Source organism: Hymenobacter sp. UV11 (assembly GCF_004684095.1).
GTDB lineage: Bacteria > Bacteroidota > Bacteroidia > Cytophagales > Hymenobacteraceae > Hymenobacter.
The window spans coordinates 1-16,028 of record NZ_SRII01000016.1 but is presented as its reverse complement, the minus strand read 5'-3'; the positions used below and the strand labels follow the sequence as shown (position 1 = coordinate 16,028).

Below are 16,028 nucleotides of genomic sequence, written 5' to 3'. Positions count from 1 at the left end.
CCGTGGCCGGCTGCCGCACTACCTTGGGCGGGAGTAGCGTAAAAAGTCACGGGCGAGTAGGTGGGTAGGCCAGGCAATAAGAGAGGGGGGTAGGAGCGGAATTGTAGAAAGAGCAACTGGGGGTCGAGCGGAAAAAAGGAAGAGAGCGGAGGTAAAAAACGGGCGGCAGGTGAGAAAAAATCGAGAGCGGTGCCTAGCTGGGGTAGCTACGAGGGAGTCGAGCTGCTGAAGAAGAGAGGGGGAAGGCCAGGGAGTTTTTCACTAGGCTGCCAGAGGGGCGAGTGGAAAATCTGGTGTACCCGTTGAAAAAATCAGCCTGCAGCAGGAAAGAAAGGACACTATTTTCGGTCAGAAATAGGCGGCGGACGGGGACAAAAAGCCGGCGCAACCGAGAAGAAAATCCGGTGCACCAGCTGAGAAAATTTGAAATCAATGGGGCCGAGGTGAGCAACGAGCGGCGCATCATCGACTGGCAGACTGGGGGGAGTAGATAACAAAAGCCGACAAATCGACTACTGAATTTCAGGGACCGGTGGAGCAGAAAAAAGAAACCGTAAGCAGCAGATACCGCGGGCAAGAGGGGGCAACCGGGAAGCAGAAAGTTAGCCGGTAGCAGGCGAGAAAGTCAGCTAGGAAGCGGAAAGAAAAGCGGAACCAAGAGAGGAAAAATGAGGGGGAGCCGCAGTTGATGAGGGCGAGTAGACGGAGAGCAGCATGGTCGCAGGAGGGGAAGGTCTAGTGTAAAAAACAGGAGTGGGGCCCGCACGGATTTTGAGTTCGCGCTGGGAGTCGGGGGGAAGGTCGTAGAAAAAAGAACGTGGGTGTAGAGAACAATCAGGAGGGGGCAGGTGGAGTGGGCGTTGGTAATGGTGAATTGTTGAGCAAACGGCGGGGTATTTCGGGCGAGCGGCATAGCTGCGGCAATGTAAGACTACGTCACCCGCGTGGCCGGCCATTTGATAAATGTCATGGCGGGGACCTGACATTGCGCATGTCGAATGCCAGCTGCGGTCCGGTCTTTTGCGGGTGAATGGGCGCGGGGCAAAGGACCGGACCGCAGCTGGCTGACTTTTAGGTGCCTGGGGCTGCTCAAAACCTTTCCAATCAGCGCTTTTTATGGATTATTACCTGACCTCCGTGGCCGATGTGGCCACCGCGCTGACGACCACGCCGGCCGGCATCGACGCCGCCACGGCCGCCCGGCCGAGCACGGCCCCAATCAGTTGGCCAATACGCAGCAGAAATTACTGTGGCAGTTGGCGGTGCATCAGCTGGCCGACGTCATGATTCTGGTGCTGCTGGCGGCCGCCGGGGTATCGGTGCTTATCGGCGAGGCCAAGTCGGCGTACGTCATCCTGGCCATTGTGGTGCTCAACGGCTTCTCAGCCGCCGACGCGAGCGGGCCGTGGGGCCGGCTCCGCTGGCTGCCGTTGCGGCCGAAGTACCGATGACTCAGCGGGGGCGCCCAGCCTAACTCAACCGGCGAAAGCCTTCACCAGCCGCCGTTCCTGCTTCGCCGAATATAGATATTCCTTATTGGCACACCACATGGAAATATACAACACCCTGGCCCTGCTCCTCGTGATGGCCGCTGTATTTGGCTACCTCAACCACCGCTTCCTGCGGCTGCCGGGCGCCATTGGGCTCATGGTGCTGGCCCTGGGGTCGTCGCTGCTGGCCATCGGGCTGGGCAAGCTGGGGGTAGATTGGGTCGTGAAGGCCAGTGAGCTGGTGCGGGGCCTCGATTTCCACACCATCCTCATGAATGTGATGTTGAGCTTCCTGCTCTTTGCCGGGGCCCTGCACGTGGATGTGCGGGCCCTGGGCCGGCAGGGCCTGGCCGTGGGGGCGATGGCTACGGTCGGCATCCTGCTGTCCACTTTCCTGATAGGCAGTGCTTTCTACTTCCTGCTGCCCCTGTTCGGGCTGCCCACGGAGTTTATCTATTGCCTGCTGTTTGGGGCCCTTATTTCCCCCACCGACCCGATTGCCGTGCTGGGCATTCTCAAGCAGGCCCGCATTGCGGAATCCCTGCAAAGCCGCATTGTGGGCGAGTCCCTGTTCAACGACGGCATTGCGGTGGTCTTGTTTATGAGCTTATTTGAGATTGCCCAGTTCGGAACCGATAAGGCGACGCCCGGCCTTATCGGGCAGTTGTTTTTGCAGGAAGCGGCGGGGGGACTGGTGCTCGGGGCCGCGCTGGGCTATGCGGCTTTCTGGGCCCTGCGCTCCATTGACAACTACCAGGTCGAAGTTCTTATTACCCTGGCCCTGGTGATGGGCGGTACGGCCCTGGCTACGGCCCTGCACACCTCCGGGCCGCTGGCCATGGTGGTGGCGGGCCTGATTGTGGGCGACAAGGGCCGGGAGCTGGGCATGTCGGACGTGACCCGCGAGTACCTCGACAAGTTCTGGGAAATGCTGGATGAGATTCTCAACGCGGTGCTGTTCGTACTCATCGGCCTGAAAATGCTTGTTTTACACATTAGTAGCACTACCCTGCTGGTGGGCCTAGTGGCCATTGTGGTGGTGCTGGCGGCCCGCTGGGTGTCGGTAGGACTGCCGCTGGTGGTGCTGCGCCGCTTTTACCCGTTTGACCGCCACATCCTGCGGGTGCTGACCTGGGGCGGGCTGCGCGGAGGGATTTCCGTGGCCCTGGCCCTGTCGCTGCCCGAATCCATGCCCCGCGACCTGCTGGTGGGTATTACCTACGTGGTGGTCATCTTCAGCATCATCGGGCAGGGCCTCACCATTGGGCCGCTGGTGAAGCGACTGGGGCTGAGCACCGGCCCGGCTGAGGACAGCAGCGCTCATTAAACCTGTTTTTTATGAACCGATTACGCGCCCTGTGGCAGCATCTGAATGCCAGCCTGTGGTTTGTACCCACGCTGATGGTGGCCGGTGCCACTGTACTGGCCTTTGGGCTGGTGCTGGCCGAGCCGCTGCTAAAACATGTCAGCCTGCAGGGCAACCCCCTGCTGTTCGGGGCCGGGGCCGATGGGGCCCGGGGCATGCTCACGGCCATCGCGGGGTTGATGATTACGGTCGCGGGCCTAATATTCTCGCTCACGCTGAGCACACTGGCGCAGGTATCGAGCTAATATACCTCGCGGGTGCTGCGCAACTTCATGCGCGACCGGGCCAACCAGGTGGTGCTGGGCTTCTTCGTGAGCATTTTCGCCTACTGCCTCATTGTGCTGCGCACCATCCGGGGCGGCGACGAAGGCCGGTTTATTCCTTCCCTGGCCGTGGGCATGGGGTTGGTGCTGGCGCTGGTGAGCATTGGGGTGCTGATTTTCTTCATTCACCACATGGCTTCCTCCATCCAGGCGGCCAACATCGTGCGCAATGCCACCGACGAAACCGAGGCGGCCATTACGCGCCTGTTTCCCGATGAGCTGGGCGAGGCGGCCAGCGCCGCCGAAGCCGAAGAATTGCTCCGGCGGGCGGGCCAGCTCACCTGGCAGCCGGTGCTTTCGACCGCCATGGGCTACGTGGAAAGCATCGACGAAGACGGCCTGCTCGACCTGGCCTGGTCGGACAGCTGATTATCAGGACGTCTCCCGGCACGAGCTACGTCTGAGGCGCTTGCCTTTTACTTGTTGACAACTGGACGGACCCGTATTCTTTGCTTCCTGGGCCAGCATTGCCCGCATAGGAGCGTGGGCGTGGCCGCAGGTGCTAAACCCACGGCCACGCCCACGACTCCTATGCGGGCGACGGGCTGTTAGCTCCGTATCACCACAATTTCTACCCGCCGGTTTTCCTGGCGGCCGGCGGCGGTTTCGTTGGTCGCTACCGGTTCGGTTTGGCCCTTCGACTCAATGGTGATTTTGCTTGCGTCGAATTTGCCGTTTTTCGTTAGCCAGTCGGCCACTGCTTGGGCACGGTCGCGGCCCAGGGCTTCGTTATAGGCTTCCCCGGCCCGAGAGTCGGTATATCCGTACACTTGAATCTGCACTTTGCCGTCTTTCATCCGATTGCGAATAGATTCGGAGACCTTGGTTAGCTTTTCATCAGCGGCCGCGCGCAATTTTGCTTTGTCGGTATCGAAGAGGATGTCCTGTTCCATGGCGTAGACATTGCGGGTTTCGGAACCGCGCATTTCTACGTCGGAGTTGCGTAATCCGGGCTCGTCGATTACCGGCTCCCGGTCATACGAAGCGGCATTCCAGGGGCGGTCGTTGTCATAAACCACCGCCGTGTCTTTGGTTGCCATCTCGGAAACACTGGTGGCATTATCAATGCGGTTGCCGGTTTCGCTGCAGGCCGACAGCACTAAAACGCTTGCGAACAAAGAGAGTGCTAGTTGGTGCTTTTTCATGTTTTAGGGGAGTTTGGATTCCGCGCGCCGGGGCTAGGCGTAGGGCTGGTGGTCGTTATCGGGCTTGTCGAGGTTGCGGTTGGGGTGGCGCAAGGGGGCGTTGGCACCGGGTTCGTCGGGGCCGTCGGTGTATTCCTTCCCCAGGTCCAGCGTGTCGGCCAGCTCGTCCAGGTCGGGAATGGTTTTCACGCTGGCTTTCGAGAGGCCCTCGCCGGCCGGAATGCCTTTGGCGCTGCGCGTTGACTGGCGGGGCAGGATAGGCTGCTTGTTATCGGGGTTGATGGGGGGCTTCGACATGGCGGAAAGGGGGGGTAGAAGGCAAGAAGTTGATTTAAAGCCGCCCGGATTGCTCCCGAGCGGGCTAAGCCAAAAGTAACGGCCCCACTAACCCCCGGAAATGACAAAGCTCATCCTTGGGGGATGAGCTTTGTCAAGTGCCGCCCGCGCCGCGAGGCACCGCCGCCATGCAGCACTGACCTACCAATGCGCCCGGCGTAGCTTCTCGGGCTCTAGCACCCGGATGGTGTTCGGGGTCAACGCAATCAGGCCGGCTTGTTTGAACTCGGTCAGCGTGCGGCTCAAGGATTCTGAGGCGGTGCCCACCAGGGCGGCCATGTCGTCGCGGGTAAGCTGGATGGCCGCGTCGGCGCTGGTGGCCTTGGCCTGCTCGTGCAGCTGCACCAGCGTGTCGGCCACGCGGCGGCGGATAGAGCTGTAGGCCAGGGCTAGCAGCTGCTCGGCCTGCCCGATCACCTGGCCCGCCAGCAGGCGCACAAACTGCTGGCCTACTTCGGGGTTGCGCAGCAGCAGGGCCATGAAATCATCCTGCAGAATGTAGAGCAGTTCCGATTCGTCCACGGCGATGGCCGAGTCGCGGTGCGGGGTGTGTTGTAGCAATGGCAGGTAGCCGAAGAACTCGCCGAGGCCGTAGAGGCCCACAATCAACTCCTTGCCGCCATCGGTGGTTTTCACGGTTTTCACCCGGCCACTCTGCACGAAGTAGAGCCGGATAGCTTCGTCGCCTTCGAGGTAAATGTCCTGCTTTTTGCGAATCAGGTGGGCTTTGCGGTCCAGCGAGATGCTGGCCAGGTTGCCGGCCAGCTGCGCCTCGTCCAGAAACACATGCAGGCGTTCTGCGCGCAGGTCGGGCACTGGCTGGAGCTGCTGGAAGCGGCTGAGCCGCTGCTCACAGCACTGAGCAAATCCGCTTTTTCGAAGGGCTTGCTCAGGTAATCATCGGCCCCGAAGGCCATGCCGCGCCGCCGGTCGGCCTGGTCCGTTTTGGCGGTGAGGAAAATGAAAGGCACGCCCGTGAGCTGCGGGTGCTGGTTGAAAATCTGGAGCACGCCGTAGCCGTCCAGCACGGGCATCATGATGTCGCAGATGATGAGGTCGGGCCGCGTGGCCAGGGCTAGCTGTACGCCCAGCTCGCCGTTTTCGGCGGTTTGCACAGCGTAGCTGGCCAGCTCCAACAGCTGGGCCGTATTTTCCCGAATAATTGGATGGTCTTCAATAAGGAGGATGGTGAGCATGCTGTAAGCGAAGGATAAAAGGCTGGCTGGCCGTAATGCTTCGCCTTCGCGGACGGCCGATGAAGCATGACGCGGAGGCCCCGAAGGACAACAGGCACGCGCGGCCTTATGCAACCGCACTTGACAAACGTCACCCCGGCTCCCTGATATTCGTCATATCGCGCCGGTGCGGGCTAGCGGTAATTTTACAGCTACTTATTCTTTCGGCCTTCCGACTGGCTAGGGTGTAGCTTACTTTCTTTTCCCCGGGCCCATGTTCTCCGCCACCGTTCTTCTGCTGCTGCCCGTCCACCCGGCCATGCTGCTCGTGCTGCTGCCCACTGTGGGCACCGGCACTCAGCAGGAAACGCTCCCTCATCGCACAGCGACTAATCTGCTGCCCAATAATTTGCAGCTGCGGCTGGGCTCCGCCATCCAGGTGCTCAAAGTGGATGAGGGGAGTCACCCCGCCGTGGTGCAGGCCTTCGATGGCCGGACGCTAGTGAGTAAGAACTCTTATATTTAAAAATTTAAATATTTTATTTTTTTCGAAGAACCTCCTAGGGTACGCGCACTAAGCTTTCAGTTGTAGCAATCCATCTCATTGATAATAATCGCGCAGATTATTAAGAATAATATACTAAATCATGAAATATATTTTCTTGCTTTTGATGCTGGTTTCCTCTAGTACTGCCCATGGTCAGTCTATCTTAGGAAAATGGGAAACCTATGATGGAGACAAAAAAGAAAATGGGGTAAATGGAGTAATTGAAATTAAAAAGGCGGGTGAAATATATTCCGCCAAAATAACCGAGAATTTTGACACATCTGAAAATTCTACTTGTGAAAAATGTACTGGAGATAAGAAAAACAAACCAATAGTTGGATTGGATATTATTGAAGGCATCCAAAAAAATGGAGACAAGTTTGATGATGGAACTATTCTAAATCCAAAATCAGGTGAAGTTTATAAGTGTTATTTAAAGCTAGTCGAGCCTAATAAACTTAAAGTAAGAGCCTATTCCTGGCTCACAATTATGGGGAAAACCCAGTATTTAAGGAGAAAAGAATAAAGAAGGTCAGGGTTCAACGTTAATAAGTCGTTTTCGTCTCGTTAAGCAATCCAGTGCAGTCCTTAATAGCCACTGATTAACGCGATAACCAGAAGGCCCGCTTTCAGAGGGCAAAAGACACTCGTCAGGCGAAGCTGCCTTAAACACCTTTAAAAAGGGGGCGTTTTACGAGCTGCCCCGCCCGCCCCAAAACCAGGTGGATTCCAACCCGGCCGGCCAGCGCCCTCTATCGTTATTTTCCGTTCCTACTATTGTGCGCCTCCTAAACAACAGGCGCGGCTGCGGCACGAGCAGCAGGCGGCCCGATGCGGCCCCGGCCAGGAATGTGGCTAAGAGACTATTCAGATAGGCTTTAAGTCGTCTGCTCCCGGATGGCACGTAGAATCTGGTCGGCGGTCTCGTCGCTGGAGGTGCCGTAGCCGTTCACCAGCGTGCCTTTGAGATTGAAGCGGGCGGAGGAAATGGCGTAGAGCACGGCTTTATCGGCCGGGTCGGTGGGGCCTTCGAAGCGGAAGTGCTGGTCCACCACAAACTCTTCAGGGGCCAGTTGAATAGCCGAGCGCTGCCCGGCCAGGTATGCCCCGTTCAGGTTGAAGTCCTCGGTGTAGCCCTCCTTTTTGAGCCAGGCCAGCGTTTGGGAAAGCGTCGTTAGCGTGTGCATCAGGGATAGGAAAAAAAGACGAAGTGATGCGTGATTAAGGTGTACTGAGGGGGAGATTTTAGCGCGGTCAGGGGCCAGCGTCACGATGCCGGGCAGGCCTGCACCAGCGTTTTAGAGCAGCGCCCGCGCGGGTTGCCAAAAGGCTTCCCGCACTGGGAGTCGATGATGTCAGTGTGGCAAAAGTCCGCTGAAGCGGTAGCCCTTCCCATGACAGGAATCGGTGCATTGAATGACATCCGTCAAAGGGCCCGTTCGAAACGAGATTCCCTGCCCCGCACTTTTTGAGGTTCTCGTTTAATCAGCAGACTCGCACTGCCCAAACGTCCGCCCCAGAGGCTAATCCGTAAGCCTGGGCACCAACTGCTCCTTTTCAAACCTGACTGCCATGACGACCCCATTACCCCCCCAAACCGGCCGGTCCCGCCGGGATATTGTTGTCATCGGTGCGTCGGCCGGGGGCGTGACCGCGCTGCTGGCGCTGGCCAAAACGCTGCCGGCTGATTTTCCCGCCCCCATCTTCGTGGTGCTGCACGTAGCCCCCGATTCGCCCAGCATTATGCCGCAGCTGCTCAACTCTGTGTCGGCGCTGCACGCCAAGCACCCGCAAAATGGGGAGGTGGTGCAGCCGGGCACCATCTACCTGGCCCCGCCCGACCACCACCTGCTGCTGGAGGATGACCAAGTGCTGGTGACGCGGGGCCCCAAGGAAAACCGCTTCCGGCCCTCCATTGATGCGCTGTTTCGCTCAGCGGCCTACACCTACGGCCCCCGCGTGCTGGGCGTGGTGCTCACCGGCTACCTCGACGACGGTACCTCCGGCCTGTGGAGCGTGCAGCGCATGGGTGGGCTAGCCATTGTGCAGGACCCCCGCGACGCTGAGCAGCCCGCCATGCCCACCAATGCCCTCGAATTTGTGGATGCCGACTACCTCGTGCCCCTGGCCGAACTCGGGCCCCTGCTTGTGCGTCTGACCCAGGAGCCCGCCCCCGCCAAAACACACTTGCCCGCCGCCCAGCTCGACCTGCTCAAAATCGAATTGACCATCGCCAAGCAGGGCGGCGGCTTCGAGCTGGGCATTATCGATAAGGGGGAACTCACGCCCTTCACCTGCCCCGACTGCCACGGTGCACTTACGCAATTAATTGAAGGCAAGCTGATTCGCTACCGCTGCCACACCGGCCACGCCTACACCGTAAGCGCGCTGCTGAGCGAAGTCAGCGCTTCGGTGGAAAGCCTGCTGTACCAGTCTCTGCGCGGCCTGGAAGAAACCCAGTTGCTGCTCCAAAACCTGGGCGGGCATTTTCAGGCGGAAAAGCAGCCGGCAGTGGCCGAGTTATTTATCCAGAAAGCGGCCGAAACCGGCGAGCGGGCCCAACAGGTGCACGCCTCCATCCTGCAACACGAGGCCCTGAGTGGCGACTTGCAGTTTTATCAGAAAAAGCTGGCGTAGTATCACTCACTGGTATTTGCCGTCGCAAACCCTACCTTGCCGGTAATGCCCCAGAATGCTCCCCCCGCCGCCCCCTCAGCTACTCCGGCGGAAGCGCCGGGGCCCCAGCAGCTCGCCGCCCTGCTCCGGGATTCGCCCGCCGGCGTGGCGAGTTTGGCCGGGCCCGCCCACCAGGTCACGGTGACCAATGAGCTATTTCGGCAGCTGTTTGGCAAGCGCCCGCTGGCCGGCCTGCGCTTGAGCGAGGCGCTGCCCGAGCTGGCCGACCAGCCTTTTTTCGGGCTGCTCGACGAGGCGTATCGCACCGGCACCACTTGCTACGGCCACGAGGCTGTGGCCTTCCAGAATGCCGCTCAGCCGACCTCCGGCGGGCCGGTTTACTTCACCTTTATTGCCCAGGCCGTGCGCGACGCGGCGGGCGCGGTGAGTGGCCTGCTGCTGTTCGCCTACAACGTGAGTACCCACGTGCGCGCGCAGCAGCCCGCCGGCAGCGCCCCGCCGTCCAGCACCGCCCAGCAGTTGGCCACGGCCAACGAACAGCTTGCTGTGGCCAACGAAGAGCTGGACGTGACCAATGAGGAACTGCACGTCAGCAACGAGGAGCTTCAGGTATCGAACCACCAGCTGCTGACTGCCAACGAGGCGCTGCGCGCTCAGGCCGACGAGCTGCGCCAGTCCCAGCAGGCCGTGAAGCGGCTCAACAACGAGCTGACTCTCATCAATGCCGGGCTGGTCGATACCATCATCGACAGCCTGCAGGCTACCGAGGCGGCCCGCGCCGAAGCCGAGGCCCAGCGCCAGCGCCTATTTCGGCTGGTGGCCGAGGCCCCAGCCATGATTGCCGTGCTCACCGGCCCCGACTACGTGGTGGAGCTGGCCAACGACGACTTTCGGGCCATGCTCGGTCACCGCGAGCTGGTGGGCCGGCCCTTCCGCCAGGCCGTGCCGGAGCTGGAAGGGCAGCCCTTTTTCGACCAGCTGGACGAGGTGTACCGCACCGGCGAAACCTACACCGGCACCGACGTGCCGGTGACCTTGGACCGCACGCATTCCGGCCGGCTGGAACACCTGTTTGCCACCTACATCTTTCAGGCTACCCGCGACGGAGCGGGCCAGATTGCGGGCCTCTTGATTTTTGCTTACGAAGTAACGGAACTGGTGCGCGCCCGACAGGAGCGGGAAGACACGGCCCGCCAGCGGCAGCTCGTGACCGATGCGCTGCCGGCGCTCATCGCCTACGTCGACCAGGACCGGCGCTACCAGTTCACCAACCAGGCTTACGAAGGGTGGTTCCAGCAGTCGCCGGCCCAGCTGCGGGGCCAGCGCGTGCGCGATGTGGTGGGCGAGGCCTCTTATGCGGCGGCGGCCCCCTACATGGCGCGGGCCCTGGCCGGTGAGCGGGTGGACTTTGAAGCCCGGATGCCCTACCGCGACGACCTAATCAAGTACATCCGCACCAGCTTCGTGCCCGATGTGCAGCAGGAGCAGGTAGCGGGCTTTTACTCCCTCATCACCGACATCACGGAGCAGGTCACAGCCCGCGCCGAGGTGGAACGCCAGCAACGGCAGCAGTACGAGCTGTTTATGGCCGCGCCGGGGCCCATTGCCATACTGGCCGGCCCGGACCTGGTTTTCGAGCTGGTGAACCCGGCTTACCAGCAGGTTTTTCCCGGCCGGGAGTTGTTTGGCAAATCCCTGCTCGACGCCTTGCCGGAACTGGCCGACACCGAGATTCCCGGCCTGTGCCACCAGGTGTACGACACGGGAGATACCTACGTGGCCGAGGAACTGCCCCTGCAGCTGGCCCGCCACGCCGATGGCCCACTGGAGAAAATCTACTGGACCTTCACCTACCAGGCCCGCCGCAACGCGCAAGACGTGGTCGACGGCGTAGTCGTCTTCACCTACGACGTGACGAGCCAGGTGCGGGCCCGCCAGCAGGTGCAGGCCCTCAACCAGCAGTTAGCCACGCACAATGCTGACCTAGGCGACACCAACCAGCAGCTGGTGCGCACCAACGTGGACCTGGATGCCTTCGTCTACACCGCTTCCTACGACCTGCAAGGCCCGCTCAACAACCTCGACGGCCTGCTCCAGGCCCTGCGCGACGAATTGCCCGTCTCCGAGCGCTCAGTACCGGTGGCGCACATCCTGGAACTGCTGCACGACTCCGTCGAGCGCTTCCAGCACACGCTCACGCACCTCAGCGCCATCGCCCGCGCGCAGGCCGATGCTAGCCTGCGGGCCCCGCTCGTGCCGCTGGCCGACGTGGTGCGCGACGTGCTGCTGGACCTGGCCCTACCCATCGCCGAAGCCGGCGCGCAGGTCAGCGTAGACGTGGCGGACTGCTCCGCCGTTCGGCTGGCGGAAAAGAACCTGCGCTCGGTAGTGTACAACCTGCTTAGCAACGCCGTGAAGTACCGCCACCCCGACCGCGTACCCCAGGTACTGGTGCAGTGCCGGACGGGGGAACACCGCTGGGCGTTGGAGGTGCAGGACAATGGCCTGGGCTTTGACCTGCCGCCCGGCCGCCCCGTCTTCGGCCTGTTCCAGCGCTTCCACACCCACGTCGATGGCTCGGGCGTCGGCCTCTACATGGTGCAGAAACTGGTGGAAAACGAGGGAGGGGAATTGGAGGTGGTCAGCCAGGTTGGGGAGGGCTCCACCTTCACCGTCTACCTGCCGCGCTAGTCGTTTTGGGCCCTCAACGCCCGGTGTCGCCAACCCGCTGGCCAAAACCTGCGGCCCCCAGAGCAGCGGGCTTGCCGTACCTTGGGGCTCTTCCCGGGCTGGGCGGCCCTGCTGACGACGAAGCTGTATGCAACAACTTTCCAGTATCCTGCTGGTCGATGACGACCTGACGAGCAACTTTCTAAACAAAACCCTGCTTACCCGGCTCGGCGTAACGCAGCAGTTGCTGTTTGCCGAGAATGGGGTAGAAGCCCTGCAGGTTCTCGCCCAGACGTGTACGCCGCTTGGCGCGGACTGCCCGGACCTGATTCTGCTGGATGTGAACATGCCCGTGATGAACGGCATCGAATTTCTGGAAGCCTACGCCGAGCTGCCCTTGGCCCAGCGCCGGGCCATTGTGATAATCCTGCTCACGACCTCCGTCAACCCGCACGACCTGGGCCGCGTGGCCCGGCTGCCCGTCGCCGGCACGCTGACCAAGCCCCTCACCGAAGAAAAAGTACGGGCGCTGCTGCACCAGTATTTCCCGGCCGCTTAGCCGGGCAGCCAGACGGTGAAGGTGGAGCCCTCCCCCAGCGCGCTTTCCACGGCGATGGTGCCACCGGCATTTTCCACGATTTTCTTCACCATGTACAGCCCCAGGCCCGAGCCCTCGACGTGGGTGTGCAGGCGCTGAAACAGGCCGAACAGCCGGCTCCGCTGTCGCTCGTCGAGGCCCAGGCCGTTATCCTGCACGCATAATTGCCCCTGCCCGGCCACCGGCTGGTACGTGACCCGGATGCACAAAGCCCGGTCGGGGGCGCGGTACTTGATGGCGTTGCTGAGCAGGTTGTACACCACCGAGCGCAGGTTCTTCTCGGAGAAGGCCACGATGGTGGTACCGGGCGGCACCGTTACCACGATTTCGCCCTGGGCTTCGCGCAGCAGCGCGGCCAAATCCTCTTCTACCTCGCGAATGACCTGGGCCACGTCCACGGATTGCGCGGGCTGCTCGTTGGCCTGCTGGAGCCGGCTCACGTCGGTCAGGTCGTTGATGGTCTTCTTAAAGCGGTCCACGGCGCCTTGCATCAGGGTCAGCATCGTGGCCACCTGGTCGGTCTGGCGGACTTCGGCCGGCAGCTCGTGCTGCAGGGCCAGCAGCAGGCCCTCGATGTTGGCAATGGGTTGCTTGAGGTCGTGCGAGGCGGTGTAGATGAAGTTGTCCAGGTCCACGTTCAGTCGTTTCACCACCGTGAGGTCAGCCTGGGTTTGCTGCTGGGCCACCATGGTGGCCGTAATGTTGTTCAGCATCACCAGCTTATACGCCAGGGCTTGCTGCGCATCAATGGGCGTGACGGAAATTTCGAGGTAGCGCGTGCCAGCGGTATCGGTCAGGGCCACGATGCGCTTGGGCTCGCGCAGGTGCTCTTCGCGCAGAAACCGCTGCACCTCCTCACTCAGGGCGGCAGGAAATAAATCGGGCAGCGCCGCGCCCACTACCTCCGCCTCGGGCCGGCCAAACAAGTTAATGGCGTACTGATTGATGCTGAGGATGGTGCCGGTAGTGGAAACCAGCACGGCCCCAATCGGCGCTTCTTCCAGCACCTTGGTCGAGAAGTCGGCCCGGATTTTAGCCACCACCTGCGGCTCGAACTGTGGGGCCGACAGCGCGAAGCTTTTGAGCTGAGCGAAACTGCGCCGCTGGGCCGTACGCTGCATCGCATCCACAATAATGGGGGCTAGGCGCGCGCCCACCGCCGTGGAATTGCACTGCACCGTGGGGCCGATGAAAGGCGAAAATTGCAGCGCCTGCCGGGTTTTTTCGTAGCGGCTGGCTTCGGTCAGCAGCAGAATGGACAGGCGCTTATCCAGCGCATACGCCTCCTGGGCCAGCCGGATGGGCGCGTCCAACTCTTCGCCCAGCAGCAGCACCTCGCCCGGCGGCAGCACCTGGTCGATGGCCGCCAACGCCACAAATTCGGCGCCGGGCGAGGGGAGCTGCTTTTGCAGCAGCATCAGCGTAGCGGGACGCAGGCCGAGGTGCAGAATCGTTTGGGCCACGCTTATTCTTCCAGCAGGGGTTGGCCCAGCAGGGCGCGGCCCAGCCAGGTGTATAGAATGTCGGTGGTGGGGGCCATGACGTGCACGGCGCGGGCATCACGCAGCAGCACTTCCAGCCGTGAGTGCTGCTTGTAGCCCTGGCCGCCCACCAGGGTCATGGCCTCGTTCACCACATCCACGCAGCAGTGGCCCACTTCGGCCTTGGCCGAGAGGATGGGCAGCACGGCGTTGGGGTCGCCCTGGTCGCCCTGGCGGGTGGCGTGGTAGAGCAGCTGCCGGGTGCGCTCGATTTTCGACCACAGCATGCCCAGGCGGTGTTGCAGCAGGCTGTTCTGGCTGAGCGAGGCCCCGTTGTGGCGGTAGCTGCGCTCCAGCAGGTGCTGGCGGGCTTCGTTAAATGCTGCCTGCGCCAGTCCCAGGTAAGTCCCCGCCATGGCGGTGAGAAAATAAGGGGCTACCACCTGGAAAATGTACCAGAGCTGGTCGCCCTGCTCGCCCAGCAGGTACTGCGTCGGCACCAGTGAGTTGTGCAGCTGGAGCGAGCGCGAGGAGTTGCCGCGCATGCCCATGCCCTGCCACGTGGGGCCCCATTCCAGCCCGGCAGTGTCCTGGCGCACCACCAGGCAGGAAAAGCCGTCGCGGGCCGCATCCGGGTCCACGCCTACGGTGGACAGCACGTAGGAATCGGCGTGGCCGCCGTTGGTCACAAAGCTCTTGTGGCCGTTCACCTGAAACTCGCTTTCGGAAAGGGCCAGCAGCTGGGTTTGGGGGAAGTAGAAATGCGCCCCGGTGCCCGGCTCGCTCAGGGCCAGCGTGGTGAGGTGCTCGCCCGCCGCGATGGGCCGCAGAAATTCTTCTTGTTGCTGCGTCGTGGCCTTCGCGCCAATCACGGCCGTGCCCACGCAGTGCATGCCATAGCACAGCGCCGTGGAGGCCGAGACTTCCCCTAGAATCTCGCAGGCCCGCGCCAGGCCGTACATGCCCTGGCCGTGCCCCCCAAACTCGGGGGCCACCACCAAGCCACCCAGCCCCGCGTGCTGGAGCGCCCGAATGCTCTGCTCCGGCCAGTGCCCGTGGGTATCGACGCCAGGGGCCTCGGCGCTAACCGTGGTGGCCGCGATGGATTCAACCGTGGCAAGGAGCGAAGAAAGGGGCATGCAGGAGTGGGAAGAAGCGGCTAAGTAGCAGTAGGAAGCGACAATAAAACTAATAGGTTCAAGCGCAGCTGCGGCACTGCAATGGCTTGCGCAGCTAGCTGGTTGCCGCAGAACGAGGCATTAAGCACTGACGGACATGCTCATCATGGCTCAATAGCATCAGACATAAATTATTTGTATTCAATATGTTGACATGGGATGATTTAGAATTTGGCCGTATAAGCTGTTTTTAAAAAGCGCGTTCCACTATTCCCTGGTCACGAGCGCACTTACGTTGCTGTTTTTGCGATTCTCACGCTGGGTTGCCTTTGGCAGCGGATGAAACTGCCCCGGTGCACCGCTTGATAGCCCGCGACGAGCGGGTGGTCCGCGCAGTGCCGAAACGTGACAACCGGGTTGGTACGCAGGAACTCAGCTACCAACTACCAATCCATACCCAGCTTCGAATGGTCTATGAGCACGAAATCACAACCTTCGTGGAACTGCATTTGCACCATCTGGAAACCGGGTTTTTTATACGTATTTTTTTGATAATCAATAACTTTTTGTCGTCTCAGGTCGTAAGCCTAGCTAAGTCTCCGACTTATGAACGGCTGCTTCCCAACCAAGAAGCCACGGACCACGATACTGTCGTAAACGTGATAATACGACTCGTAGCTATAGGACTTGCGGGTATTACCAGAGCTATTTAGAGTTGGCTTTGAGGCCTGCTGGCCACACCCGACTCTGCTGTTCCAGCGTCGAGGCGGGGCACCCATTTTGTGCCTTGACCTTCCCATGAAAAGACAGCTCTTGCTGCTGTCTTGCTGATTGGAGCCAGCTTAACTGCCCCGCGCGTGCGAGGGGGCAGCGGCACAGTAGCCCCCCGGCATAGCCGATGCCCCCGCTTCCCGGCCGTACTCAATCCCGATTCGGCCAGTTACGGACCGACTCACGCGCCGGGTAGGCCGGCTCCATTCGTCAGCTCCTCAAATACTGGGCAATCACGAGCCATCGCCCGCCGCTAGCCGCACCTATTAGCTGCCAGGGCAAAAGCACCAAAAGGTTAGTTAGCGTCTGGGGACTGAGGAGCTAATTGGCAGAGCAGTTGTCGGAGATAGTCATCATCACGCGCCGCTTTC

General features: G+C 61.0%; 14 protein-coding genes and 1 pseudogene. 8 read left to right on the top strand and 7 right to left on the bottom strand.

The features are described from left to right. Nucleotides 1-998: 998 nt before the first annotated feature. From E4631_RS22445 to E4631_RS22430, 3 genes and pseudogenes are all read left to right on the top strand, one after another. Nucleotides 999-1,451 carry a cation-transporting P-type ATPase gene (locus E4631_RS22445; protein ID WP_133657153.1) on the top strand — a complete coding sequence of 151 codons (453 nt, stop codon included), beginning with the start codon at nucleotides 999-1,001 and terminating at the stop codon, nucleotides 1,449-1,451. A 97-nt stretch (nucleotides 1,452-1,548) separates the two neighbouring features. After that, nucleotides 1,549-2,817 (top strand): sodium:proton antiporter, encoded by a 1,269-nt coding sequence (locus tag E4631_RS22440; RefSeq protein ID WP_133657154.1) that lies wholly within the window; start codon nucleotides 1,549-1,551, stop codon nucleotides 2,815-2,817. Nucleotides 2,818-2,828: 11 nt separating this feature from the next. Beyond that, nucleotides 2,829-3,548, top strand: a pseudogene (locus E4631_RS22430) (DUF2254 domain-containing protein). A 179-nt stretch (nucleotides 3,549-3,727) separates the two neighbouring features. On the opposite strand, the gene E4631_RS22425 reads toward E4631_RS22430, so the two are convergent. The 4 genes from E4631_RS22425 to E4631_RS26985 all read right to left on the bottom strand — a co-directional run bounded on the left by E4631_RS22425 (nucleotide 3,728) and on the right by E4631_RS26985 (nucleotide 5,856). After that, entirely contained in the window at nucleotides 3,728-4,324 is a 597-nt protein-coding gene (locus E4631_RS22425) for an OmpA family protein (RefSeq protein WP_133657157.1), read from the bottom strand. 33 nt (nucleotides 4,325-4,357) lie between these two features. Beyond that, nucleotides 4,358-4,621, bottom strand: a complete 264-nt coding sequence (locus tag E4631_RS22420; protein ID WP_133657158.1) for a hypothetical protein — start codon at nucleotides 4,619-4,621, stop codon at nucleotides 4,358-4,360. A gap of 180 nt (nucleotides 4,622-4,801) precedes the next feature. Continuing rightward, complete coding sequence (locus E4631_RS26990) at nucleotides 4,802-5,476, bottom strand: Crp/Fnr family transcriptional regulator (RefSeq protein ID WP_317129145.1); 675 nt, start codon at nucleotides 5,474-5,476, stop codon at nucleotides 4,802-4,804. Next, nucleotides 5,377-5,856, bottom strand: coding sequence for a response regulator (locus tag E4631_RS26985; protein WP_317129144.1), 480 nt, complete (start codon nucleotides 5,854-5,856; stop codon nucleotides 5,377-5,379). The genes E4631_RS26990 and E4631_RS26985 overlap by 100 nt, the downstream gene beginning before the upstream one ends. A 253-nt stretch (nucleotides 5,857-6,109) precedes the next feature. On the opposite strand from E4631_RS26985, the gene E4631_RS22410 reads away from it, so the two are divergent. Both E4631_RS22410 and E4631_RS22405 read left to right on the top strand, forming a co-directional pair. Then, complete coding sequence (locus tag E4631_RS22410; protein WP_133657159.1) at nucleotides 6,110-6,361, top strand: hypothetical protein; 252 nt, start codon at nucleotides 6,110-6,112, stop codon at nucleotides 6,359-6,361. A gap of 121 nt (nucleotides 6,362-6,482) precedes the next feature. Next, nucleotides 6,483-6,908, top strand: a complete 426-nt coding sequence (locus tag E4631_RS22405) for a DUF2147 domain-containing protein (RefSeq protein ID WP_133657160.1) — start codon at nucleotides 6,483-6,485, stop codon at nucleotides 6,906-6,908. 352 nt (nucleotides 6,909-7,260) lie between these two features. Here E4631_RS22405 and E4631_RS22400 read toward each other — a convergent pair whose 3' ends face one another. Further along, nucleotides 7,261-7,569: a phosphoribosylpyrophosphate synthetase gene (locus tag E4631_RS22400; RefSeq protein ID WP_133657161.1), complete on the bottom strand. Its 309-nt coding sequence runs from the start codon at nucleotides 7,567-7,569 to the stop codon at nucleotides 7,261-7,263. Nucleotides 7,570-7,954: 385 nt separating this feature from the next. Between E4631_RS22400 and E4631_RS22395 the strand changes: the two genes are divergently transcribed. From E4631_RS22395 to E4631_RS22385, 3 genes are all read left to right on the top strand, one after another. After that, the gene (locus tag E4631_RS22395; RefSeq protein WP_133657162.1) at nucleotides 7,955-9,019 is read left to right on the top strand and encodes a chemotaxis protein CheB; all 1,065 of its coding nucleotides are present in this window, start codon (nucleotides 7,955-7,957) and stop codon (nucleotides 9,017-9,019) included. 45 nt (nucleotides 9,020-9,064) lie between these two features. After that, a complete protein-coding gene (locus E4631_RS22390) occupies nucleotides 9,065-11,710 on the top strand; it encodes a PAS domain-containing protein (RefSeq protein WP_133657163.1) in 2,646 nt (881 codons plus the stop codon). A gap of 127 nt (nucleotides 11,711-11,837) precedes the next feature. Then, the gene (locus tag E4631_RS22385) at nucleotides 11,838-12,248 is read left to right on the top strand and encodes a response regulator (RefSeq protein ID WP_133657164.1); all 411 of its coding nucleotides are present in this window, start codon (nucleotides 11,838-11,840) and stop codon (nucleotides 12,246-12,248) included. Here E4631_RS22385 and E4631_RS22380 read toward each other — a convergent pair. Beyond that, nucleotides 12,245-13,750 carry an ATP-binding protein gene (locus E4631_RS22380; protein ID WP_133657165.1) on the bottom strand — a complete coding sequence of 502 codons (1,506 nt, stop codon included), beginning with the start codon at nucleotides 13,748-13,750 and terminating at the stop codon, nucleotides 12,245-12,247. The genes E4631_RS22385 and E4631_RS22380 overlap by 4 nt on opposite strands. Before the next feature lie 2 nt (nucleotides 13,751-13,752). Beyond that, nucleotides 13,753-14,907 carry an acyl-CoA dehydrogenase family protein gene (locus tag E4631_RS22375; protein WP_133657166.1) on the bottom strand — a complete coding sequence of 385 codons (1,155 nt, stop codon included), beginning with the start codon at nucleotides 14,905-14,907 and terminating at the stop codon, nucleotides 13,753-13,755. Nucleotides 14,908-16,028 lie beyond the last annotated feature (1,121 nt).

Bases quoted from the DNA above. Each gene is read 5' to 3' on its own strand.
- E4631_RS22445 (WP_133657153.1), top strand. From the start codon at position 999: ATGCCAGCTGCGGTCCGGTCTTTTGCGGGTGAATGGGCGCGGGGCAAA.
- E4631_RS22440 (WP_133657154.1), top strand. From the start codon at position 1,549: ATGGAAATATACAACACCCTGGCCCTGCTCCTCGTGATGGCCGCTGTA.
- E4631_RS22425 (WP_133657157.1), bottom strand. From the start codon at position 4,324: ATGAAAAAGCACCAACTAGCACTCTCTTTGTTCGCAAGCGTTTTAGTG.
- E4631_RS22420 (WP_133657158.1), bottom strand. From the start codon at position 4,621: ATGTCGAAGCCCCCCATCAACCCCGATAACAAGCAGCCTATCCTGCCC.
- E4631_RS26985 (WP_317129144.1), bottom strand. From the start codon at position 5,856: ATGCTCACCATCCTCCTTATTGAAGACCATCCAATTATTCGGGAAAAT.
- E4631_RS22410 (WP_133657159.1), top strand. From the start codon at position 6,110: ATGTTCTCCGCCACCGTTCTTCTGCTGCTGCCCGTCCACCCGGCCATG.
- E4631_RS22405 (WP_133657160.1), top strand. From the start codon at position 6,483: ATGAAATATATTTTCTTGCTTTTGATGCTGGTTTCCTCTAGTACTGCC.
- E4631_RS22400 (WP_133657161.1), bottom strand. From the start codon at position 7,569: ATGCACACGCTAACGACGCTTTCCCAAACGCTGGCCTGGCTCAAAAAG.
- E4631_RS22395 (WP_133657162.1), top strand. From the start codon at position 7,955: ATGACGACCCCATTACCCCCCCAAACCGGCCGGTCCCGCCGGGATATT.
- E4631_RS22390 (WP_133657163.1), top strand. From the start codon at position 9,065: ATGCCCCAGAATGCTCCCCCCGCCGCCCCCTCAGCTACTCCGGCGGAA.
- E4631_RS22385 (WP_133657164.1), top strand. From the start codon at position 11,838: ATGCAACAACTTTCCAGTATCCTGCTGGTCGATGACGACCTGACGAGC.
- E4631_RS22375 (WP_133657166.1), bottom strand. From the start codon at position 14,907: ATGCCCCTTTCTTCGCTCCTTGCCACGGTTGAATCCATCGCGGCCACC.